At 55.6% G+C, this 21,810-nt stretch carries 14 protein-coding genes and 5 pseudogenes; 10 read left to right on the forward strand and 9 right to left on the reverse strand.

Translation table 11 applies throughout. From position 1 onward, the window contains the following. Positions 1-25 precede the first annotated feature (25 nt). Positions 26-430 (forward strand): annotated as a pseudogene (locus GLX_RS17785) (recombinase family protein); the annotation flags it as partial. Position 431: 1 nt separating this feature from the next. On the opposite strand, the gene GLX_RS15850 reads toward GLX_RS17785, so the two are convergent. Next, on the reverse strand, positions 432-1,391 hold the full coding sequence (locus GLX_RS15850) for an IS481 family transposase (RefSeq protein WP_041247961.1): 960 nt from the start codon (positions 1,389-1,391) through the stop codon (positions 432-434). Positions 1,392-1,604: 213 nt separating this feature from the next. Between GLX_RS15850 and GLX_RS15855 the strand changes: the two are divergent. Beyond that, positions 1,605-1,927: pseudogene (locus tag GLX_RS15855) on the forward strand (transposase); the annotation flags it as partial. Positions 1,928-1,986: 59 nt separating this feature from the next. Here the strand turns inward: GLX_RS15855 and GLX_RS15860 are convergent. Further along, a protein-coding gene (locus GLX_RS15860; protein WP_110914815.1) for an IS3 family transposase occupies positions 1,987-3,173 on the reverse strand; the annotation gives its coding sequence in 2 pieces (ribosomal slippage) (positions 1,987-2,915 and positions 2,915-3,173; 1,188 coding nt in all). A 64-nt stretch (positions 3,174-3,237) separates the two neighbouring features. Between GLX_RS15860 and GLX_RS15870 the strand changes: the two are divergent. Further along, positions 3,238-4,008: pseudogene (locus GLX_RS15870) on the forward strand (IS3 family transposase); the annotation flags it as partial. A 193-nt stretch (positions 4,009-4,201) separates the two neighbouring features. After that, the gene (locus GLX_RS15875; protein ID WP_014095376.1) at positions 4,202-6,124 is read left to right on the forward strand and encodes a potassium transporter Kup; all 1,923 of its coding nucleotides are present in this window, start codon (positions 4,202-4,204) and stop codon (positions 6,122-6,124) included. Positions 6,125-6,322: 198 nt separating this feature from the next. On the opposite strand, the gene istB is transcribed toward GLX_RS15875, so the two are convergent. The 7 genes and pseudogenes from istB to GLX_RS15910 form a co-directional block, all read right to left on the reverse strand. Next, positions 6,323-7,102 (reverse strand): IS21-like element helper ATPase IstB, encoded by a 780-nt coding sequence (gene istB / locus GLX_RS15880; protein WP_014095377.1) that lies wholly within the window; start codon positions 7,100-7,102, stop codon positions 6,323-6,325. Next, positions 7,092-7,370 (reverse strand): annotated as a pseudogene (locus GLX_RS17795) (IS21 family transposase); the annotation flags it as partial. The gene istB and the pseudogene GLX_RS17795, both read right to left, overlap by 11 nt. Positions 7,371-7,654: 284 nt before the next feature. After that, entirely contained in the window at positions 7,655-8,677 is a 1,023-nt protein-coding gene (locus tag GLX_RS15890; protein WP_041247965.1) for an IS110 family RNA-guided transposase, read from the reverse strand. A gap of 261 nt (positions 8,678-8,938) precedes the next feature. Then, a complete protein-coding gene (locus GLX_RS15895; RefSeq protein WP_014095380.1) occupies positions 8,939-10,324 on the reverse strand; it encodes an IS1380-like element IS1380A family transposase in 1,386 nt (461 codons plus the stop codon). Positions 10,325-10,420: 96 nt separating this feature from the next. Beyond that, positions 10,421-11,269: pseudogene (locus GLX_RS15900) on the reverse strand (IS481 family transposase); the annotation flags it as partial. 342 nt (positions 11,270-11,611) lie between these two features. Further along, entirely contained in the window at positions 11,612-12,061 is a 450-nt protein-coding gene (locus GLX_RS15905) for a phosphate-starvation-inducible PsiE family protein (RefSeq protein ID WP_012813131.1), read from the reverse strand. Between the two features lie 36 nt (positions 12,062-12,097). Next, complete coding sequence (locus tag GLX_RS15910) at positions 12,098-13,420, reverse strand: outer membrane beta-barrel protein (protein ID WP_012813132.1); 1,323 nt, start codon at positions 13,418-13,420, stop codon at positions 12,098-12,100. 293 nt (positions 13,421-13,713) lie between these two features. Here GLX_RS15910 and GLX_RS19410 point away from each other — a divergent pair, with 293 nt between their 5' ends. The 6 genes from GLX_RS19410 to GLX_RS15940 all read left to right on the forward strand — a co-directional run bounded on the left by GLX_RS19410 (position 13,714) and on the right by GLX_RS15940 (position 21,618). Then, on the forward strand, positions 13,714-13,785 hold the full coding sequence (locus GLX_RS19410) for a potassium-transporting ATPase subunit F (RefSeq protein ID WP_371413316.1): 72 nt from the start codon (positions 13,714-13,716) through the stop codon (positions 13,783-13,785). Positions 13,786-13,787: 2 nt separating this feature from the next. Beyond that, positions 13,788-15,494 (forward strand): potassium-transporting ATPase subunit KdpA, encoded by a 1,707-nt coding sequence (gene kdpA / locus GLX_RS15920; protein ID WP_014095382.1) that lies wholly within the window; start codon positions 13,788-13,790, stop codon positions 15,492-15,494. A gap of 89 nt (positions 15,495-15,583) precedes the next feature. Beyond that, positions 15,584-17,617 (forward strand): potassium-transporting ATPase subunit KdpB, encoded by a 2,034-nt coding sequence (gene kdpB, locus GLX_RS15925; protein WP_041247967.1) that lies wholly within the window; start codon positions 15,584-15,586, stop codon positions 17,615-17,617. A 10-nt stretch (positions 17,618-17,627) separates the two neighbouring features. Next, positions 17,628-18,251, forward strand: coding sequence for a potassium-transporting ATPase subunit KdpC (kdpC, locus tag GLX_RS15930; RefSeq protein ID WP_014095384.1), 624 nt, complete (start codon positions 17,628-17,630; stop codon positions 18,249-18,251). Beyond that, entirely contained in the window at positions 18,251-20,938 is a 2,688-nt protein-coding gene (locus tag GLX_RS15935) for a sensor histidine kinase (protein ID WP_014095385.1), read from the forward strand. The genes kdpC and GLX_RS15935 overlap by 1 nt, the downstream gene beginning before the upstream one ends. Further along, complete coding sequence (locus GLX_RS15940) at positions 20,935-21,618, forward strand: response regulator (protein WP_012813137.1); 684 nt, start codon at positions 20,935-20,937, stop codon at positions 21,616-21,618. Before GLX_RS15935 ends, GLX_RS15940 begins: the two co-directional genes overlap by 4 nt. The last annotated feature ends 192 nt before the right edge of the window (positions 21,619-21,810 follow it).

Genomic DNA, 21,810 nt, shown 5'->3' on the forward strand with positions numbered 1-21,810 from the left:
TGGCACATTGATGCCGCAGGGAGGCCGTCCACCCCATCTGGCCCGCTCGGTCAGCCACCTACTCGCCGTTATCGAGCAACTGGATTACGCTGGCGCGCATTTCCGTAGTTTGGACGACCCCATCGACACTACGACCCCGCAGGGTATGTTCTCGCTGCAGGTGCTCGGCGCCGTAGCTCAGCTCGAGCGAGCGCTCATTTCCGAACGCACCAAAGCCGGTCTGTGTGCAGCCCGAAGCTGTGGGCGCGTCGGCGGCAATCCGGGCCTGCGGACTCGCGATGCAAATGCCATCCGCAAAATCCGGCAAAGTCGCAACGCCGCGTATCTCGACGCTGTTCTTGCACGCCTCGACACTTGGCTACCGATCGTGCGGCGAATGCGCCCAAGTCACCCTTGGGGTGATGTCGTACGTGTCCTGAATCGTGGACACCCTAGGTGTTTGGTCCCGGGGTTTGATGGGTTGGATTGATGATGAATCTTTCTGGCTCTGAAGTCCATATTTTGCAGACGTATTCGTAAGGCGTGAGGCCACTCAGCGTCTTGAGCCTTCGCCCGAAATTATAAGCTGCCATGAAGTCGTTGAGGTGTGTCCTCAACTGCTCATGACTGTCGTAATGGAAGCGTTTGACGGTTGCCTCTTTGATTGTCCGGTTCATCCGTTCAACCTGACCATTGGTCCAGGGATGATTGGGTTTCGTCAGACGATGTTCGATCCCGTGGGCTTCGCAGATCATGTCGAAGCGCATGGGACGCGACCAGGCCGTATTGCGATTACGGGGTTGGTCAGCGAACTGGATCCCATTGTCGGTCAGGATGGTGTGGATCCGGTAAGGGATGATGCTCAGGAGATGTTCGAGGAATTCCCAGGCCGTCTTCCGATCAGCTTTCTCGACCAGTTGTGTGACAGCGAATTTGCTTGTCCGGTCAATGGCAACGAAGAGGTACAGCTTGCCTTCAGCGGTCTGGACTTCCGCTATGTCGAGATGAAAGAACCCGATCGGGTAGCGTTTGAAGCGCTGGCGTTTGGCTTTGTCCCCCTCTATGTCCGGCAGTCGTGAAATCCCGTGACGCTGAAGGCAGCGATGCAGGGCCGAGCGTGTCAGATAGGGAATGCTGGCCTGCAGGGCATAAAGGCAGTCATCCAGCGGCAGCAACGTATGCCGGCGAAAGGCCACGATCATCGCTTCGTCCGTCTCGGACAGGACCGTTGAGCGCGGCTCTTTAGGACCTGTCTTCTGATCTTCGACACTCTGTCGCTTCCGCCATTTAGCCACTGTCTTCGGGTTGATCCCGAACTCCTCGCTCAGCGCCGCGAGCGAAGCCTGCGATCGCTGTATTGCTGCTCGCACGGCGTGCGTGGTCGTGGCGCTCCCATGACGTATCTGTCCCATAATGCTTCCTTCCACTCTCGTGAAAATATCACACCATCAAACCCCGGGATTAAACACCTAACTCAATACACGTCTTCAAAGACTGATTTTGACGGCACCACTTATCCCAAGCCCTATACAGGTGGAAAGTGGAAAATCCTGATGGTAATCCCCCCATAAAAAGAGTGGCTTTTGGATGAGAATTTTCTCAGCGTAAGAAATGAGGAGATTCTGATGAAGAGTGATCGCTTTACTGACGCGCAGATTATGGGTGTGATCCGCCAGGCTGAGGGCGGCGTCCCGGTTCCTGATCTGTGTCGGGAGCATGGGATCAGCAACGCCACATTTTACCGGTGGCGGGCGAAATATGGCGGCATGGATGCTTTGATGATCAGTCAGATGAAGGCTCTGGAAGAGGAGAACCGTCGGCTGAAGCGCATGTATGCGGATCTGAGCATGCAGACGGATATCCTGAAGGAAGCCCTGGGAAAAAAATGAAGCGGCCAGCCCAGCGCCGGGAACTGGCCGCACAGGCTGTGGCGCATCATGGGGTCAGTGAGGTGGTCCCGTCCGTTCGGACAGTTTTGCGGGCTTGATAAGCTATACCCGATTGTTGTTATGCCGCCCTTCTGACGGCGTTGCTGTTGGCCATCTGGTCCGGGGTTAACCCCGGACCAGATGGCGTCGGCACGTCATAATACGCCTCATCGGGCGTACGTCCAGCCAGCGCCGTATGCGGACGCCTTTCGTTATAATGGGCGATCCATCTGCCAAGCCCGGCCCTCAGCTCTGATCCGGTCTCGAACGCGTGCAGGTAGACGCATTCATATTTCAGCGACCGCCACAGACGCTCGATGAACACGTTATCCAGCCATCGCCCACGCCCGTCCATACTGATGCGGATCTGACGCTCTTCCAGTATCCCGCTGAAACGGGGTGTCGTAAATTGCGACCCCTGGTCAGTATTGAAAATGTCCGGGGCGCCATAGCGCATGAGGGCATCCTGTAGCGCCTCGATACAGAACTCCACGTCCATCGTGTTCGACAGACGCCAGGACAGGACCTTGCGCGTGAACCAGTCCATGATCGCCACGAGATAGAGAAATCCCCGTTTCATGGGAATATATGTGATATCGGAACACCAGACCTGGTCAGGCCGATTGATGACCAGATCCCGTAGCAGATATGGATATTTCCGATGCTCCGGATGGGGCACGGTCGTGCGCGGCTTCTGGTAGATCGCCCGCAGGCCCATGATCGCCATGAGCCGCCGGACCCGCTTGCGGCCCACTTCATGTCCGTGGCGGCGCAGATGCCATGTCATCTGCCGTGAACCATAATACGGCGTTTCCAGGAACTGGGCGTCGATCAGCCGCATCAGCTCCAGATTGGCTTCGCTCTGTGGCACAGGCCGATAGTAGACGCCCGACCGGTTGAGTTGCAGTAGCGTGCATTGCCGGATTATCGGCAGACGCGCTCGCTTCGGGTCAATCATCTGCCGCCTCTGATCACGCCCAACCGAGCAGAGGCATCGCGTAAAAAATCCCGTTCCACGAGAAGTTCGCCTATCTTCGCGTGCAGTTTCTCCACGTCAGCTGGGCTGACCGGGGGCTCAGCCACCGTCTTCCCGGAAAAGGTCGCCGCCATCCCCTCGATCGCCTGCCGTTTCCACTGGGCGATCATCGTCTGATGTACCCCATGTTTCGAAGCCAGTTCCGCCAGCGTCAGTTCCCCACGGATCGCCTCCAGCGCAACCCGTGACTTGAACTCTGCCGCATACCTCTTCCGCGTAACCTTGCCCATAAAACCCGTCCTCGTTCAGGCCAGATGATAGCTTATCGCCCTGTCCGAAAAATGGGGACCACCTCTCAGCATTGCGCTGGCCTGCCGGATTTTTGGGATATCGGAGACCTGCTTTCGCTATCGTCCACGACTGGCGGCGGAGAACGACAGGATTGCCGATCTTCTGGTAGGACTGACCCAGGTTCACAGGAGATGGGGATTTGGCCTGTGTTTCCTGTATCTGCGCAATGTGCAGGGACGTGTCTGGAATCATAAGCGGGTTTATCGGATCTATCGGGAACTGGAGTTCAACCTGCGGATTAAACCCCGCAGGCGTCTGGTTCGCGAAAAGCCTGAAAAGCTGTCGGTTCCGGCCCTTCCCAACAGGGTCTGGTCCATGGATTTCATGGCGGACAGGCTGATGGATGGACGTGCTTTTCGGCTCCTGAACATTCTGGATGATTTCAATCGTGAAGGACTGGCGATCGAGGTTGATTTTTCCCTGCCAGCCTGTCGGGTTGTCCGCTGTCTGGAACAGGTTATGGAGTGGCGTGGCAGGCCAGAGGCTATCCGAATGGACAATGGCCCTGAATATGTCAGTCATACGTTGGTTTCATGGGCCGAAAAGCAGGGGATTACCCTGATCTATACACAACCGGGCAATCCGCAGCAGAACGCCTATATTGAACGCTACAACAGGACTGTCCGGCAGGAATGGCTGGAGCAGCATCTGTTTGAAAGCATCCAGGACGTACAGGAGGTCGCAACACAATGGCTCTGGACATATAACAATGACAGACCCAACATGGGAAACGGTGGGTTCACACCCGCCCAGAAACTAAAAGGAGCTGCCTGAATTCTCATTCAATGCCCCACTAAAAATGGGGGGATTACCCTTCAACGACCTGCGCAACACAGGGCAGTTCACCTTCGGCGCGGACGCAGTGCTCGGCTTTTGAGGACAGGCAATTGTTAACGCAGCAACTCACATCTCGAAAGAGTGTGCGGAACACGCGGTTTGACCAATCAACATTACAGGAGATGAGATAGTGTCTTTAACAGCATCGGCCTCCGTTCAGGTCGGAAAGGGGGCAGCGGGACATGATGCTCGTCCAGCCGGCTTTGCCGCAATATTAGGCGCGCTCGGGGTCGTGTTTGGCGACATCGGCACCAGCCCGCTTTATGCGTTGCGCACGACTGCACAGGTCGTATCGGATCATGGAACCATCGCCGCGAGCGAGGTGTTGGGGGTCGAAAGCCTCCTATTCTGGACGCTGATGCTGATTGTGACGGTAAAATATGTCATTCTTGTTATGCGCGCAGACTATAATGGCGAGGGCGGCATTATCGCCCTGATGTCTCTGGCGCAGCAGACCGCGAAGCGTAGATCCGTCAAGCTTCTTCTTGGCATGACCGGTGTCATAGGAGCCTGCCTGTTCTTTGGCGATGGTATCATCTCACCAGCAGTCTCGGTCATCTCGGCAATCGAGGGCATTGAGGTTTCCTTTCCAGCCGCGAGCCATCTTGTGGTTCCGTTATCGATTGTCGTTTTGATCGGACTGTTCTCGATCCAGTTTCATGGCACGGGCAGGATTGGCATCATCTTTGGTCCGGTGATGGTGGTCTGGTTTCTGATGATCGGGATTTTGGGTGTTCTTGCGATCATTCATCATCCCGGCATTCTGCTCGCACTTTCTCCCATCTATGCAATCATGTTCATCGCCCAACATGGTTATCTGTCGTTCCTGGCCCTTGGTTCCGTAGTCCTGGCCGTGACCGGTGCCGAAGCCCTTTATGCCGATATGAGCCATTTTGGGCGCAGGCCAATTCGTGAAGCATGGTTATTTTTTGTCCTTCCCTGTCTGGCACTCAATTATTTCGGTCAGGGGGCATTGCTGATCTCTGATCCGGCAACGATCTCCAATCCGTTCTTTCTGCTGGGACCGCAATGGCTCCAGGTCCCCATGATCATCATATCGACAATTGCAACTGTCATCGCCAGCCAGGCGTGCATATCCGGTGGGTTCTCCTTGTGCCGGCAATTGATCCAACTCGGTTATGTGCCACGCATGCGAATCATACATACAAACCCCACGGAAGAGAGCCAGATATACCTGCCCGGTCTCAACCATTCGCTCATGGTGGGCGCGTTGCTTCTGGTCATCGCGTTCCGTAGTTCCGAAGCTCTGGCGTCTGCCTATGGCATCGCCGTGACCGGCACATTCCTTTGCACCTGCATTCTGGCGGCAGTTGTTTATCGGGATCGGTACAAATGGTCTCCCTGGGCGACCATCGCCGTGTTTGGCGGTTTTTTTATCATAGACGGAATTTTCTTCGCCTCGAACACATTGAAAATCATTGAGGGCGGATGGGTACCAGTCCTGCTTGCAGCGGTGCTTATCCTGATGATGTTCACGTGGAAAAAAGGACGAAGTCTCGTTCTTGCGCGGCAACAGCATGACGCTGTGCCCGTAGCGGCATTCATGGCACGCCTCCCTCATTCCCGAAGCATCATCCGCGTGCCAGGGACAGGCGTGTTCATGACCGCAAATCCTGAATTTATTCCTACATCTCTTCTTCATAATCTCAAGCACAACAAGGTACTGCATGAGCATGTCATTCTTCTGACGGTAAAAAATCTCGATCTTCCGCAGGTGATGACTGATCAGCGCGCGGAAGTCGCGGAGGTCGCGCCGAATATTTATCGCGTCACTCTTCGTTACGGCTTCATGGAAATGCCCAACCTGCCGCCCGCGCTGGCGCAACTACAATTTGAGAGTACCGGTTTCGACGTTTCGCAGGCTTCCTACTTCGTCTCTCGCGAATTGCTTGTTCGTTCGCAGCCGTCCCATATCTCGCGTTGGCGCATGGCGCTCTTTCTTCTTATGACAAAAAACGCAACGCCTATTACCGACTTCCTGCGCATTCCACTCGATCGAGTTGTCGAACTTGGCGTCCGTATCGGGATCTGATGACCATCGCGCCGTACGAAGCGGCGTGGTATACCGACAAAAATAAGGTGCATGAAAAAATAGTATAAAATTAAAGCGAAGTTTGACCTGTTCGAACAATGTGTGATGACGATGTTGATTTTCACTGAGAACTGACCCGGGTTTTTCATCAGGAATTGACCCAGCCAGATGCTATTTCAGGCACAGTCGGGCGGGCGGTCAAGAAGAGGATCTGTCCTTTCTGTTTTTTGACGCGGCGGTGCTGGCGCGGAACCTGTAGCTGTCATTTCCTGTCTCGAGGATATGACAGTGATGGGTCAGCCGATCGAGGAGCGTCGTTGTCATCTTCGGGTCACCAAAGACGTCTCCCCATTCACTGAAGCTCAGATTGGTTGTGATGATGACACTGGTGCGCTCGTAGAGGCGGCTGAGCAGATGGAACAGCAGGGCGCCCCCAGACGCACTGAAGGGGAGATAACCGAGTTCATCAAGGATCACGAGATCCAGGCGGAGCAGCCTGTCGGCAATCTGCCCGGCCCGGTTGGCGGTCTTTTCCTGTTCGAGCGCATTGACCAGGTCGACCGTTGACCAGAAGCGCGCCTTCTTGCGGTGATGGGTGATCGCCTGGATGGCCAGCGCGGTCGCCATGTGGGTTTTCCCGGTTCCCGGACCGCCGATCAGCACGACATTTTCAGCACGCTCGATGAAGTCCCCGCTATGGAGCTGGCGGATCATGGGCTCGTTGACCTGCGTATCGGCAAAGGAGAACCCGGACAGGTCCTTGTAGGCGGGGAACCGGGCGGTCTTTGTCTGGTAGGCGATGGAGCGCACTTCGCGTTCGGCCAGTTCCGCCTTCAGGAGTTGTGAGAGGATGGGGATGGCCGCCTCGAAGGCAGGTGCCCCCTGCTCGATGAGGTCGGCCGTGGCCTGGGACATGCCATACATCCGCAATCCACGGAGCATGACCACAAGTGAAGCAGCCGCAGGATCATGACGCATGGCGGCTGTCCCTTCGCAGGATGTCATACCGCCCTGTATCGGCGCACGGTTCGTGTTCGAGCACCAGGGCCTGTGGGGCATCGAGCCGGGGAACCACGGTTCTCTTGGCATCGATCAGGCGATGAAGCGTATTGAGAACATGGGTCTTGGTCGCCACGCCGTCTTCAAGTGCCAGTTCAACCGCGCAGAGGACAGCCTGCTCATCATGCTGCAGCACAAGGGCGAGGATTTCAGCCATTTCCCGGTCGCCTCCAGGCCGCCTGAGCAGTTGACGCGGATTTCTTCTGTGGTTACCGTCCGTTATGCAAGAGTTTTCTGACCAATATTGACGTGTGATCGTGTGCGGTCTTCTGTAAGGCCTGTTGATGTGGCCTTTCAGAAGCCACTGGCCGGTATGGTGATCAGCGGATCAGATCCAAATCTCACAGGCGTGCTTTAAAGCACAGAGAAATCCACTGGTTTTTCCGATCCGGATCAAACGATCATGCGCCCATTCAGGTCATCGCCCTCTCACACCCCTACCGGTTCCATCCGCGGAAGCCGAGCCATCGCTCAGGCTGCCACGGACAGGGCCGGATCCCGATAATCCTCCTGTTTTGTTGCCATGGCCCAGATGGCTCGTGCCATCCTGTTGGCCAGCGCAATGGCTACCAGCATACGGGGCTTGCGGGCCAGCATCCGTGCCAGCCAGCTTCCCGGTGCAGGGGCCTTACGGCTGGCCCAGTTCACCTGGGTCATGGCGCCCATGATGAGAAGCCTGCGGATATCAGCCTGCCCGGCTTTTGATATCTTCCCCAGCCTTTCCTTTCCGCCAGATGAGAACTGACGGGGCACCAGCCCCAGCCACGCAGCAAAGTCGCGCCCGCGCCGGAAGCTCTGCAGGTCAGGCGCAAAAGCTTCAATCGCAAGAGCGGTCAGAGGACCCACTCCAGGCATGCTCTGCAATCTGCAGGTGTTTTCACTTTCCTGGGCAAGCATCCTGATCTTCTTTGTTCTGACATCAATCCGCACACTCTGCTCCGAAATCTGTCGCAGCAGATCAAGGCATTCCTGCTTCACAGCCTCTGGCAGAACCGCCTCATCCAGCATGGCTTCAATGTGTCTGATATGCGCAATCCCCTGTGGCACGACGAGACCGAATTCATACAGAACGGCACGCAGGGCATTCACCAGTTCCGTGCGCTGGTGCACCAGACGCTGCCGGGCCCGGAAAAGAACGCCACGCGCCTGCTGCGCTTCAGTGCGTGGTTCGACAAAGCGCATTTCCGGCTGACGGGCCGCAATGACGATCGCTTCCGCATCAGCAGCATCGTTCTTCTGGCGCTTCACGAAAGGCTTCACATACTGCGGAGCGATCAGTCTGACCTCGTGACCAGCTCCTGCCAGTTCGCGAGCCCAGTAATGCGCGCTCCCGCACGCTTCAAGAACGACCAGAGCAGGCGGCTGCGTGGCCATGAACTGCATAAACTGCTGACGACGCAGCTTTTTGCGAAACATCACCTCGCCCGCACGCGAAGCTCCATGAACCTGGAAAATGTTCTTTGCCAGATCAACGCCTATCACTGTATCCTTCATCTGCCGTTCTTTCGCGCAGTCGTTTCTTTCAACGACCATTCTGGCACATTGCGATGCCGTGCGGGGAGGACGGCAACCACCCCATCTCACACTTGAGGAAATTTTGGGTTATTTTGTAGAATTCAGTCATCCCACAGGAGCCCGATCTGGAATATTGACGATATTGTGCTTCTGGCGGCGGGTTCTGAACGCAGTGAGGGTGTCACGGCCTGAGAAGGCAGTGTTGGTGGAAGCTATGTGGTCTGTGCACTGTCTGTTTCTTCAGATGGCCTGCCGGAGCCTTCGCAATCGTGCATGAGCGAGGGCGAATTCGTGCTGACAGGGGAACATGTCCGGCATGGACAGGACAATCCGACGGACGCTGAGCGTTACACGTGTCGCGATTTTGAGCAGCCGTGCGCGTATGGTGCCACAGGTCGCCGTCTCCAGGCTGGTCTGGCCAAGGGCCAGTCTTTGCAGAGCGGTCAGCAGGACATAGGCTGCGGCCGAGAACCACAGCCGGAGCTGGTTGGCCCGGATGGTGTGGGACGAGGTCCTGTCTGAGAACAGATCCATCTGGCATTCCTTGATGCGGTTTTCCATATCCCCGCGTGCGCAGTAAATCTGTTCGTAGAGATGGCGAGGGTCGGACATTCCCTGCGGTAGCGTGGTGACAATAAAGCGATGATAGCGGTTGCCGTGGCGCCATTCGGCCTTGGCCACCACCCGCCTGCAGCGCGTCCAGCTGTCCTTTGTGATCCAGTCAAAGGAGGCAAAGCCGCGCGCAGCTCTGCCTGTCGTGGCGGCTTCGTCACGAACCTCAGCGGACAAAGAGGCAATCCGGTCATACAGGCGGGTGTTGCCTGCAAGCCCGAACAGGAAGTCAACGTGGTTGTCTTCGCACCATGTCATCAGACTGTCCCGGGCGAAACCGCTGTCCCCACGCACCAGGATACGCACCCGGGGCCAACGGCTCCTGATCTGCTCCACGATCCGGCGGATGTCTGCCAGTGCTTCCTTCCCCGGGTCCCTGTCTGCCGTGCGCAGGGTAGCGCTGAGGAGATGGTCCCCGCAGAAGACATACAGGGGAAGATAGCAGTTATGGCCGTAATATCCATGAAAGGCCCGGCCTTCCTGATGGCCATGGATACGGTCATCGGTGGCATCCACATCCAGAACGATCCGGGCGGGTGCGTGCTCATGCTGGTCAAGGAAGAGCGTGACGAACAGGGTAGCCAGGGCCTCATGATCAGCAATGATCCGACAGTAACGATCTGCCTGCTGCCCACTGCGCTCCAACCGGTTCAGTGTAGATTTGCCAGCCAATGCTGCGCAGTTTGCCCGGCCTCCTGGCAGACGGCCCGAGGCCAGACCAAAGATCAGGTCATGCCGCAGGGCATCGTGATCATTGAGATCTTCATAGCCCAGTGCCAGGCTCATGATCCGCTGACGGACAAGGTCTTCAACCCGGTATTCCACAAAGCCGGGATGCCGCTTATCGCGAAAACAGGCAGCAAAGCGGCGGCTGAGACCCAGAATGTCATCAGCCTGCTTCACCAGAATGACGCCCCCATCCGAACTCATGCACCCCCCGTCAAAACGGGCCACAACACGCCGTCCACAGGAGGCTGGAAACTCATACGCGCCTGCGCTACACTCTGTCTGCATCGGGTTTTCTTATAGCTTACGAAAATTTCTTTTCTACAAAACAGACTTTTTCATAATCTAACCCGATGTACAACCCTTCTGTGAGATTTCCGCGTTGAGCCTTCGCCCAAAATTATAGGCTGCCATGAAGTCGTTGAGGTGTGTCCTCAACTGCTCATGACTGTCGTAATGGAAGCGTTTGACGGTTGCCTCTTTGATTGTCCGGTTCATCCGTTCAACCTGACCATTGGTCCAGGGATGATTGGGTTTCGTCAGACGATGTTCGATCCCGTGGGCTTCGCAGATCATGTCGAAGCGCATGGGACGCGACCAGGCCGTATTGCGATTACGGGGTTGGTCAGCGAACTGGATCCCATTGTCGGTCAGGATGGTGTGGATCCGGTAAGGGATGATGCTCAGGAGATGTTCGAGGAATTCCCAGGCCGTCTTCCGATCAGCTTTCTCGACCAGTTGTGTGACAGCGAATTTGCTTGTCCGGTCAATGGCAACGAAGAGGTACAGCTTGCCTTCAGCGGTCTGGACTTCCGCTATGTCGAGATGAAAGAACCCGATCGGGTAGCGTTTGAAGCGCTGGCGTTTGGCTTTGTCCCCCTCTATGTCCGGCAGTCGTGAAATCCCGTGACGCTGAAGGCAGCGATGCAGGGCCGAGCGTGTCAGATAGGGAATGCTGGCCTGCAGGGCATAAAGGCAGTCATCCAGCGGCAGCAACGTATGCCGGCGAAAGGCCACGATCATCGCTTCGTCCGTCTCGGACAGGACCGTTGAGCGCGGCTCTTTAGGACCTGTCTTCTGATCTTCGACACTCTGTCGCTTCCGCCATTTAGCCACTGTCTTCGGGTTGATCCCGAACTCCTCGCTCAGCGCCGCGAGCGAAGCCTGCGATCGCTGTATTGCTGCTCGCACGGCGTGCGTGGTCGTGGCGCTCCCATGACGTATCTGTCCCATAATGCTTCCTTCCACTCTCGTGAAAATATCACACCATCAAACCCCGGGACTAAACACCTAACTGACGACACGCCGTAGGTAGCTTTTCCAGATGTACGAAAATTCCGGTAACTGGCGGTTCTGAGGACGAAGCAGCCGTGAAAAGCCGTTTAGGTGAATGTCCGATGCCGTGGTTACGGATCTCAATAACCGACCTTCTGCATTCCCCCCCGATCTGCCTGTCTGCTCAGCGATACAGGAGCAGACAGGCAGCAGTCGCCTACATGTCAGACATAGAAAAGAGCCAAACAATGCTCCGAAAGCGGACGTTATCTCTAGAATTAAAATGCTGAGATCTCCGAGTTAACTCGTTATTTTATTATTGCCACGAACGAGCCAATAGACGATCCCCAAGGCCAGGATTGCCGCCGAGAGTGCCAGAACCTCCATGACGTCGAGGCCGCTGAGATCCAGGACAATAAATTTGCGAACGGTCGCCATCATACCGATGAGAAGGACGGACCGCATTCTGACCATGCTGTGCGAGGGTGTGTCGGGCGAGACAAGAATAGAGTGTTTGAATTCCAGTGCAATCAGGACTGTAAAAAACAGACCAAAAAGGCTCTGTAGAACCACAGGATTGGTCGGGGAAAGGGTTGCTGTTCGGAGCATTTCAAAAACGGCGTATAGCACATGTATGAGACCAAGGGCCGCGACGACCATGATGCAGAGCGTAAGAACCAGCATAGCGATCTCTTCAAAAAGATCGAAAATAGAAGAAATCTTCTCAAATCCTGGTATGTTTTTAATCATAGCCTTTGTCGTCCTTTTTAGCCTATGTCTGCGTAGTTAGAAACCTAATACCGCATCAGCTCCGAAAGTGAACTGACCAACATTTCTAAGGTCATTAAATGGCCTCGTTCCGTTCAGTGAGCGATCAAACCGGACTTCAGGACGGATCTCGAACAACTTGACGGAATGACCGAGCACGGGACGCCAGGTAGCACCCAGTGTCAGGGCACCGTACGTCGTCGGCGGTGCTGATTGCGTGACGGTGGGTTTACCGAGCGTCGCTTGCATGTAGGCATTATTTGCGATGAAGGATGTTACAAACAGACCGGTATCATCACGATAGATCTCGCCGCGGTAATTTAGAAGAAGTGTGGGAGTTAATTGATAGGAAAGGTAGCTTACGAAGCTGTAGGTGTTGGCATGAAGCCCTTCATCGTGCAGGAAGTTCAGCTCACCGGTGAAGGTCAGTCGGTCTGAAATCTTGTAACTTCCGCTAAGATCATTCCAGTAACGTTGAGCCGAGTTTGCACGCTGTCCGAGGGACCGGGTAGAGTTTTCAGGACCGACGCGACCGAGGTATGTCAGAGACAGTTTGCCATTTGCCAGACTGGACGCTGTCAGACCGAAATATCCCGCAGCAGTATGATTGTTGTCACCTCCCCCGAACGAGACCTGATTGCCCGTGTCCACTCCGAATAATGCGTCGATATGGTCGGTCAGGTGCCATTGAAACATTGCGCCCACATGCTCGAACGGCGTGGAATACTCAGTCGTATAGGACAGGGTATAGAAAGGACGGAGTGAGGGGTCGAGGGATTCCACGCCCATAGGGGAGGCCAGTATGCCAGCCTGCATGTCCAGACCATGGCGGGTTAACCAAGGCAGGTGAACGTCGAGATGGGCCTGAGGCACAATGAACTGGTAACGACTGGTCATTAACCGGTCTGTGATGCCTGCAATATTAAAGTACCGCCCGTCGGCACCGTAGAGCCCCCGGACCATGAAGCCCACGTCGTAAGACGATGCTGTCGTATCGACTGCACGCGCAGCCGTCAGCGTCAGCTGGTCGAGTTGCGCCTGATTGGCCCTGTCACCGAAGAACTGTCCGAAATTAATCCCATTTGCAGGGCGAGAAACGTTTGCGTTTATTCCTCCCTCGATCTGCCCTGCAAGGGTGATGTCATCGAGCCACTCCGTGGCAGGCTTCGCGATCGCATCGTTCATGTCCAGAAGAACCATCGTAATGGCTGCTGTCAGGAAAAAACCTACATTTCCAGATCGGGGCGTCCATTTCAGGAATGCAGATTTGTCCAGATAAACTCTTGTCATCATTGTCGTGCTCTCGCCGGAAAGAAACGCCGCATAAAACGGATCTGACATCAGAAGTCCGGTCGAGCGACATTTCGGAGCTAGTCTCCGAAGACAGGGCGCGACAAGTCGGGAAAGGGATAGAACCAGCGTTTTAGGGCAAATTCCTATGACTTTCCTATAAAAATTGCTGCGTTCTTATCTGTCATTCCTATGCGGTCTGGCTGGATACTTCGAGCTGCACACAAGGAGCATTCTCGCATGCTGGATATTCTGTATCTCGCACTTGGGGTGTTCGGCTTCGGCGTCTGCGTTGCCTACATCTCCATCTGCACGAGGGTCTGATCATGACCTTTGAACTCATCATGGCCAGCGTCGTTACGCTCGGCCTCCTGGTCTACATGACAGCGGTTCTCCTACGCCCGGAGAAATTCTGATCATGTCATTCTATGGCTGGGTCACCATCATGGCCTTCTTCATCTGCGTTGTGGCGATGACGAGGCCGCTTGGTGGTTTCCTCAAACGTGTTCTCGAAGGAGAACGGCACGTTCTCGGGCAGATATTTAGTCCGGTTGAACGCGGCATCTATCGTATTGCGGGCATTCAGCAGGATCGGGAGCAATCCTGGTCGCAGTATGCAATTGCAGTCATCGTCTTCAAGATCATCTGTTTCATTGCAGTTTACGCGCTTTTGCGTTTCCAAGGCTTCTTGCCGCTCAATCCGAATGGCATGGGAGGCGTCGCGCCTGATTTCGCTTACAACACGGCGATCAGTTTTGTGACCAATACGAACTGGCAGAGCTATGCGGGCGAGACGACCATGAGTCATCTCAGCCAGATGCTGGCATTGACGGTACAGAATTTTGTTTCGGCGGCGGCCGGCATTGCCATTGCAGCGGCCGTCATCCGTGGTTTTGCCCGTCGTAACGCCTCATCGATCGGCAATTTCTGGACAGATCTCGTCCGTATAACACTGTATGTTCTTCTGCCAATCTGTGTGGTTCTGAGCCTTTTCTTCGTGTTTGAAGGTGTGCCGCAGACTCTGATTGGCTCTGTTACGGCTCAGACAATGGAAGGAGCACGCCAGACGATCGCGCTCGGTCCTGTTGCGTCGCAAGAAGCGATCAAGTTGCTTGGAACTAATGGCGGCGGTTTCTTCAACGTGAATTCCGCCCATCCATTTGAGAACCCGAACGCATTGACCAATTTCGTGCAGATGCTTGCGATTTTCGCGCTGGGCACCGGACTGACCAATATGTTCGGGCGCATGGTCGGCAGGGAGCGGCAGGGATGGGCAATTTTCTCCGCGATGGCGGCTTTGTTTCTCGTCGGATCCGCTGTGACTTACTGGTCCGAAGCCCATGCCAACCCTCTGGTGCACGCGCTCGGCATTGATCCGTCTCTAGGCAATATGGAAGGCAAGGAAACACGCTTTGGCGTCGTAGGATCAGCGCTTTTTGCAACGGTCACAACTGATGCCTCCTGTGGTGCAGTCAACGCCATGCACGAGAGCTTCCTACCGCTTGGTGGAATGATACCACTCGTAAACATGATGCTGGGTGAAGTGATCTTCGGTGGTGTCGGTTCAGGTCTTTATGGCTTCCTACTGTTTGCCATCATTGCCGTTTTCATGGCGGGGCTGATGGTAGGACGCACGCCGGAGTATCTCGGCAAAAAGATCGAGGCGCGAGAGATCAAAATGACGATGCTGGCTGTCCTATGCCTGCCTCTGATTATGCTTGGTTTCACCGCGCTCGCCGTTGTCGTGCCCGTGGGCCTGTCCGCTCTATCGGCGAGTGGCCCACACGGCTTCACTGAGGCACTCTACGCCTACACGTCCGCTGCAGCGAATAACGGCAGTGCCTTCTCCGGCCTGACGGCAAACACGTTCTGGAACGTGACGCTGGGGATCGGCATGATGGTCGGGCGCTTCTTCGTCATCATTCCGGTACTGGCCATCGCAGGGGCAATGGCAGCTAAGAAAACAGCCGCTCCTACGCCCGGCACGTTCCCCACTGATACCGGTCTCTTTATCGCCCTCGTGACAGGCGTGATCCTTATCGTGGGCGGCCTCACCTTCCTTCCTGCACTCGCTCTCGGGCCGATCGTCGAGCATCTTGCGATGCTGGGCGGCACCCTGTTCTAAGAGGCGCATCGTTCATGGCACTCCATTTACCTCATTCCGAAACCCCTCATGGAGGGCGGCATTCGGAACATCGCAGTCAGAGCAGTCTGATGCAGGCGTCGCTTTTGCTGCCTGCGATCAGGGAGAGCTTCCGCAAGCTCGATCCGCGCATCATGTGGCGCAACCCGGTCATGTTTGTCGTGGAGGTCGTGACCATTCTGACGACCGTCCTGCTCATACGCGACATAGTCGCCGGGGGAACACATCTTGGCTTTGCGATCCAGATCAATCTCTGGCTCTGGTTTACACTCCTTTTCGCCAATTTCGCTGAAGCCGTCGCGGAAGGACGTGGCAAGGCGCAGGCCGACAGTCTGCGTCGCACCCGGACTGAAACATTTGGCAAGCGTCTCTTGATGAATGACGAGGGCGGCTATTCGCATCTCGGGTTGTATGAGGAAGTGCCAGCTCCCGAACTCGTAGTGGGGGACGTCGTGCTGGTTCAAGCTGGCGACTTCATTCCAAGCGACGGCGAAGTCGTCGACGGCATTGCGTCGGTTGATGAATCTGCCATCACCGGTGAATCCGCTCCAGTAATCCGCGAAAGCGGTGGTGATCGCTCCGCAGTGACAGGCGGCACGCGCGTCCTGTCAGACTGGGTCATTGTGAGGATTACAGCAGCCCAGGGTTCCACCTTCCTTGATCGGATGATTTCGCTTGTCGAAGGCGCACAACGCCAGAAAACGCCTAACGAGATTGCACTGACGATCCTGCTGGCGGGCATGACGCTGATCTTTATCTTCGCGGTCGCGACGATCCCGAGCTTCGTGCATTACGCGGGCGGCCATATTTCGGTTCTGATCCTCGTCGCGCTGTTCGTGACGCTGATCCCGACGACCATCGGTGCTCTGCTTTCGGCAATCGGTATCGCGGGTATGGATCGGCTGATCCGCTTCAATGTTCTCGCCATGTCGGGTCGCGCGGTAGAAGCAGCAGGGGATGTCGATACGCTGCTACTCGACAAGACTGGTACGATTACTATTGGAGACAGGCAGGCTACAGCGTTTGTTCCTGTTTCTGGCGTAACGGAACACGAACTTGCGGATGCCGCACAACTTGCATCTTTGGCTGATGAAACGCCGGAAGGGCGTTCGATCGTGGTGCTGGCCAAGGAGAAATTTGGTATCCGGGGGCGTGATATGCATAACCTCGGTGCGCATTTTGTCCCATTTACGGCGCAAACCCGCATAAGCGGGGTAGACGTTGGGGACAGGCAGATCCGTAAGGGTGCGGTGGATAGTGTAATCGCAAGCCTCGGGGAAACCCTGCCATCTGTCGAACAGATCCGTCAGATTGCCGACGACATCGCTCGTCAGGGTGGCACGCCGCTGGCAGTCGCGGATAATACGCGCCTGCTTGGCGTAGTACATCTGAAAGACGTTGTAAAAGGAGGAATTCGCGAACGCTTTGCGGAACTACGCCGGATGGGGATCCGGACCGTCATGATCACCGGGGATAATCCCATGACGGCCGCAGCCATCGCAGCGGAGAGCGGCGTGGACGATTTCCTGGCTCAGGCAACGCCAGAAGCGAAGCTTGCACTGATCCGTTCGGAACAGGCATCAGGCAAATTGGTGGCAATGTGCGGAGATGGTACCAACGATGCTCCAGCGCTAGCCCAGGCCGATGTTGGCGTGGCCATGAATACTGGGACTGTTGCCGCGCGTGAGGCCGGCAACATGGTTGATCTGGACAGTGATCCGACGAAACTCATTGAGATCGTGGGGATTGGTAAGCAGCTGCTCATGACGCGTGGTGCCCTGACGACGTTTTCGATTGCCAACGACGTCGCCAAATATTTCGCCATCATTCCCGCCATGTTTGTTGGCTTTTATCCGGCGCTTTCCGCGTTGAACATCATGCATCTTGCTACACCGGAAAGCGCTGTGCTTTCGGCGATCATCTTTAACGCCCTGATTATCATCGCGCTCATTCCTCTGGCGCTAAAGGGGGTTCGTTATCGTCCGGTCGGCGCGGCATCGCTTCTGCGGCGTAATCTTCTGGTTTACGGTATTGGCGGCCTTATCGTCCCGTTTATCGGAATCAAACTTATCGACATGCTCGTGACGAGCATCGGTCTGGCCTGAGGACACTGGCATGACTCTTATCCGTCAACTTCGTCCCGCGCTGGTGATTTTGGGGTTTCTTTCCGTTCTCACCGGTCTGCTCTATCCCCTCGGCATCACTGCCATTTCGCATCTCTTACTGCCAGAAAAAGCGGGCGGCAGTTTGGTCCATGAAAATGCCCAAACGGTTGGTTCCGCGCTGATCGGTCAGAATTTTACGCAACCGCGCTATTTTCATGGCCGCCCCTCGGCAACGACAGGTGCTGACCCGAATGATCCGACGAAAACCGTCCCGACACCCTATAACGCCGCGGCTTCGATGGGGTCCAACGCCAGCCCGACGTCCAGGGCGCTCATCGAACGTGTCAGGATTGCTGTGGCGCAATTGAAGACAGAGAATCCGGACGCCATTGCGGCGGGCTGGTCGATTCCCATGGATCTTGTGACCACGTCCGCCAGTGGGCTGGATCCTGATATTTCGCCGCAGGCCGCTCTTTTTCAAGTCAAGCGTGTTGCACATGCACGTAACCTTCCCGAGCAGACGGTCAGGCAACTGGTGGAACACATGATTGCACATCCCCTAATGGGGTGGCTTGGCGAACCGCATGTTAATGTGCTGGAACTCAACATGGCTCTGGACGCCCTGCACAGGTAATGGAGGCACATCTCATTCGCCCGGATCCTGACGCCCTTCTTCGGCAGACTGTGTTGGACGGTGAAAGCCGCAAACGAGGTCGTCTCAAGGTATTTCTTGGGGCGGCTCCCGGTGTAGGTAAGACATTCGAAATGCTGACTGTTGCGCATCAGTTGCAGCGCGATGGTGTGGACGTCGTGATTGGGGTGGTCGAAACGCATGGCCGTGCTGAGACAGCTGCGCTGGTGAATGGGCTGGAACTGGTGCCACTACGTACCATGACTTACCGGGACCGGATGGCGCAAGAGATGGATCTTGACGCGGTGCTCAGGCGAGCTCCGTGCGTCGCGGCCGTCGATGAACTGGCGCATACGAACGTGCCAGGTTCACGCCATCCGAAACGCTGGATGGATGTCGAAGAGCTGCTCGCTGCCGGAATTGACGTTCTGACGACCGTCAATATCCAGCATCTTGAAAGCCTCAACGATATTGTTGCGTCTATTACGCGGATCCGCGTGCGGGAAACAGTTCCCGACCACGTGATCGGAGATGCAGATGAGGTCGAACTTATCGACCTCACTCCGAACGATTTGCTACAGCGGATGCGAGACGGCAAAATCTATGCCGAGCATACTGCCGGACGGGCGATGCTCCATTATTTTTCACCAGGCAATCTGACGGCGCTGCGTGAGCTGGCGCTGCGCCAAACCGCGCAGCAGGTGGACGCACAGCTCGTTGACCACATGAAGGCCAATGCGATTGTTGGCCCATGGGCGGCAGGTGAACGAATAATGGTCTGCCTGACTCTTCAGGACGGGGATGCCAGTCTCTTACGTTATGGTAAGCGTCTGGCAGATCATCTTCACGCTCCCTGGATCGTGCTGCATGTCGAGACGAACCGTGATCTGAGCGATGCCGCTCGCGCAACAATGGCCTCACAGATGCATCTGGCGCAATCGCTCGGCGCGGAGCTTGTCACGATACCAGGACAGGACGTGGCACTTGATGCTGTCGCCTATGCGCGGACGCAAAATGTGACGCAGATCGTAGCCGCGCATCCGGTTGGGCGGGGCTGGAGCGCCCGAGTTCGGCAATGGCTCGGCAGGTCGACGACGGAACGCCTGATACAGTTTGCGCAGGGCTTTCCTGTCCACGTTGTACCGCGCTCTCCAGGCGAGAATGCCCCAACCGAACAACTACTTAATATCGCTCCTTTCACGGCACGCCCTTATGTCGTCGGGACCCTGATTGTGCTCGGTGCATTAGTCGTGGCACTTCTCCTGCGTCAGAGCTTCGAGGTCAGCAACGTGTCGCTGGCCTTTCTGACCGCGATCCTCGGTGTGGCGGTCGCCTATGGTCTTTGGCCCTCGCTATGGGCTTCTCTGATGGCGATGCTCTGCTTCAACTTTTTTTTTCTCCCTCCTTTTTATACGCTGACAATTGCGGCTCCAGACAATGTGGTGGCCCTATTTTTTTTCTTGGTAACGGCACTCATTGCTAGCAATTTAGGTGCGCGTGTTCGCAATCAGGCCGTCGTGGCACGGCATCGGGCGGACATCACACAGTCATTGTATCATTTCAGCCGTACGATCACCGGGATCCTCCAACTCGAAGATTTGCTGTGGTCGGCAAGCCATCAAATTGCGACAATGCTTGACTGTGATGTGGCCATGTTGCTCCCTGACGGTGAGATTCTGAAAGTCAAGGCATCCTACAATGGCGGAAAAGCCGTTGGGGCTGCCGATCTGGCGGCGGCAACATGGGCCTGGAAGAACAATAAAGTAGCTGGCCGAGGATCGGATAATCTGCCGGGTGGGCGATGGCTTTTCATTCCTCTGCGGACCGGACGTGGACCAGTCGCCGTGATCGGTCTTCATGCAGAAAGAACAGGACCCATTCTCGACCTTGAACAACAGGGGCTGCTGGATGCATTGGCCGATCAGACCGCCTCCGCCATTGAGAGTATCCTTCTGGCCGGCGAACTGGATCAGGCACGCCTTGATGTCGAAACCGATAAATTACGGGGGGCATTACTGACGTCGATTTCCCACGATTTGAGAACGCCTCTGGCCTCTATTCTGGGCGCAACGTCCAGCCTCGAAAGTTATGGCGAGGAGCTCGACGAAAATGCGCGCAAGGAACTGCTCTCGACCATTCATGACGAAGCCGACCGGCTCAATCGGTTTGTCGCCAATCTGCTCGACATGACCCGTCTTGAAGCCGGGGCGCTCCAGCCTCGTAAGGAACGTGTGGATATTGGCGAAGTGATCGCCAGTGCTCTTTGCCGTGCAGCTCGTTTGCTCTCTGATCACGAGACAGAAATGGTCATCGAGCCTGATCTGCCGATGCTACTTCTGGATGATGTCCTTCTAGAACAGGCACTCTTCAATATCCTCGACAACGCTGGGAAATATACGCCTGTTGGGACGAAAATAGTTGTCACGGCGTCCGTCGCTGCTGATACTCTGCTTATTCGTGTGACAGATGAGGGCGACGGATTTGCGGCTCACGATCCGGAAACCGCTTTCAGTAAGTTCAAACGTTTTAAATCTGCTGATCGGTCTCGTCCTGGAACTGGTTTAGGGCTTGCCATCTCTCGGGGTTTCATTGAAGCCATGGGAGGAAAGATTGTGTCACGCAATCGTCAGGACTGCTCTGGAGCAGAGTTGGTTATGACGTTTCCTTTGGACGAGAAAAATACAAAATGAGCAATCCATCGGTCTTGGTCGTGGACGACGAGCCTGCCATTCGGCGCCTCCTCAGAACAGCCCTCGGCAGTCAGGCATGGCGTGTGATCGAAGCCCGGACGGGGGAAATGGCCCTGAACATGGCCATGGAGGTTGTGCCGGATATTGTTGTGCTTGATCTGGGGCTTCCTGACATGGATGGCGTGGACGTTCTTCGACGCCTGAGAAGCGCTCATCCAACTTTGCCTGTCGTGATCCTCTCGGTTCGAGATGACGAACGGGGCAAGGTCGCGGCACTTGAAGCCGGTGCTGATGACTATGTGACCAAACCATTCAGCATGGCTGAACTTGTCGCGCGCATGCGCAACGCAGTGCGACACGCACTCCAGCAGGAAGGTACCATTCCGCTCTTCGTGTCAGGCGATTTGAGTATTGATCTCGTGCGCCGCCAGATATCTCGTGGCGAAAGTGAAATCCGACTTTCACCGCGTGAATGGGATATTCTGCGCATGCTGGTTCGTTATGCGGGGCGTGTCCTGACCCATCAGACCATCATGAGTCAGTTGTGGGGTGCAACAGGAGATGTACAGCAACTTCGTGTCTATATCAGGCAGATACGTCAGAAGATCGAAATCGATCCGGAGAGGCCACGTCATATCATCACTGAAACGGGAGTTGGATACCGGATGGTTCAATTGTAAAAATTTTCTGACCATCTCTTCATATATCAACATGATTTTTATGAATTGAAATAAATTAGGTTTGCTTCAGGCGAATCTTAGTCGAAAACTGGACCCACGCTTTTCCCCTGATGCGCCTGTCCGCTCAATGATGCAGGAGCAGACAGGCGGCAGTCGCCCTCATTTGAGACAAACAGGGGCCGAATTGACGTA

This window comes from Komagataeibacter medellinensis NBRC 3288, from assembly GCF_000182745.2.
GTDB classification, from domain to species: Bacteria; Pseudomonadota; Alphaproteobacteria; order Acetobacterales; family Acetobacteraceae; genus Komagataeibacter; species Komagataeibacter medellinensis.

What these genes read in the sequence shown, in the direction of transcription:
- GLX_RS15850 (WP_041247961.1), bottom strand. Translation starts at nt 1,391, where the DNA reads ATGGGACAGATACGTCATGGGAGCGCCACGACCACGCACGCCGTGCGA.
- istB (WP_014095377.1), bottom strand. Translation starts at nt 7,102, where the DNA reads ATGCGTCATGATCCTGCGGCTGCTTCACTTGTGGTCATGCTCCGTGGA.
- GLX_RS15890 (WP_041247965.1), bottom strand. Translation starts at nt 8,677, where the DNA reads ATGAAGGATACAGTGATAGGCGTTGATCTGGCAAAGAACATTTTCCAG.
- GLX_RS15895 (WP_014095380.1), bottom strand. Translation starts at nt 10,324, where the DNA reads ATGCAGACAGAGTGTAGCGCAGGCGCGTATGAGTTTCCAGCCTCCTGT.
- GLX_RS15905 (WP_012813131.1), bottom strand. Translation starts at nt 12,061, where the DNA reads ATGATTAAAAACATACCAGGATTTGAGAAGATTTCTTCTATTTTCGAT.
- GLX_RS15910 (WP_012813132.1), bottom strand. Translation starts at nt 13,420, where the DNA reads ATGTCAGATCCGTTTTATGCGGCGTTTCTTTCCGGCGAGAGCACGACA.
- kdpA (WP_014095382.1), top strand. Translation starts at nt 13,788, where the DNA reads ATGTCATTCTATGGCTGGGTCACCATCATGGCCTTCTTCATCTGCGTT.
- kdpB (WP_041247967.1), top strand. Translation starts at nt 15,584, where the DNA reads ATGCAGGCGTCGCTTTTGCTGCCTGCGATCAGGGAGAGCTTCCGCAAG.
- kdpC (WP_014095384.1), top strand. Translation starts at nt 17,628, where the DNA reads ATGACTCTTATCCGTCAACTTCGTCCCGCGCTGGTGATTTTGGGGTTT.
- GLX_RS15935 (WP_014095385.1), top strand. Translation starts at nt 18,251, where the DNA reads ATGGAGGCACATCTCATTCGCCCGGATCCTGACGCCCTTCTTCGGCAG.
- GLX_RS15940 (WP_012813137.1), top strand. Translation starts at nt 20,935, where the DNA reads ATGAGCAATCCATCGGTCTTGGTCGTGGACGACGAGCCTGCCATTCGG.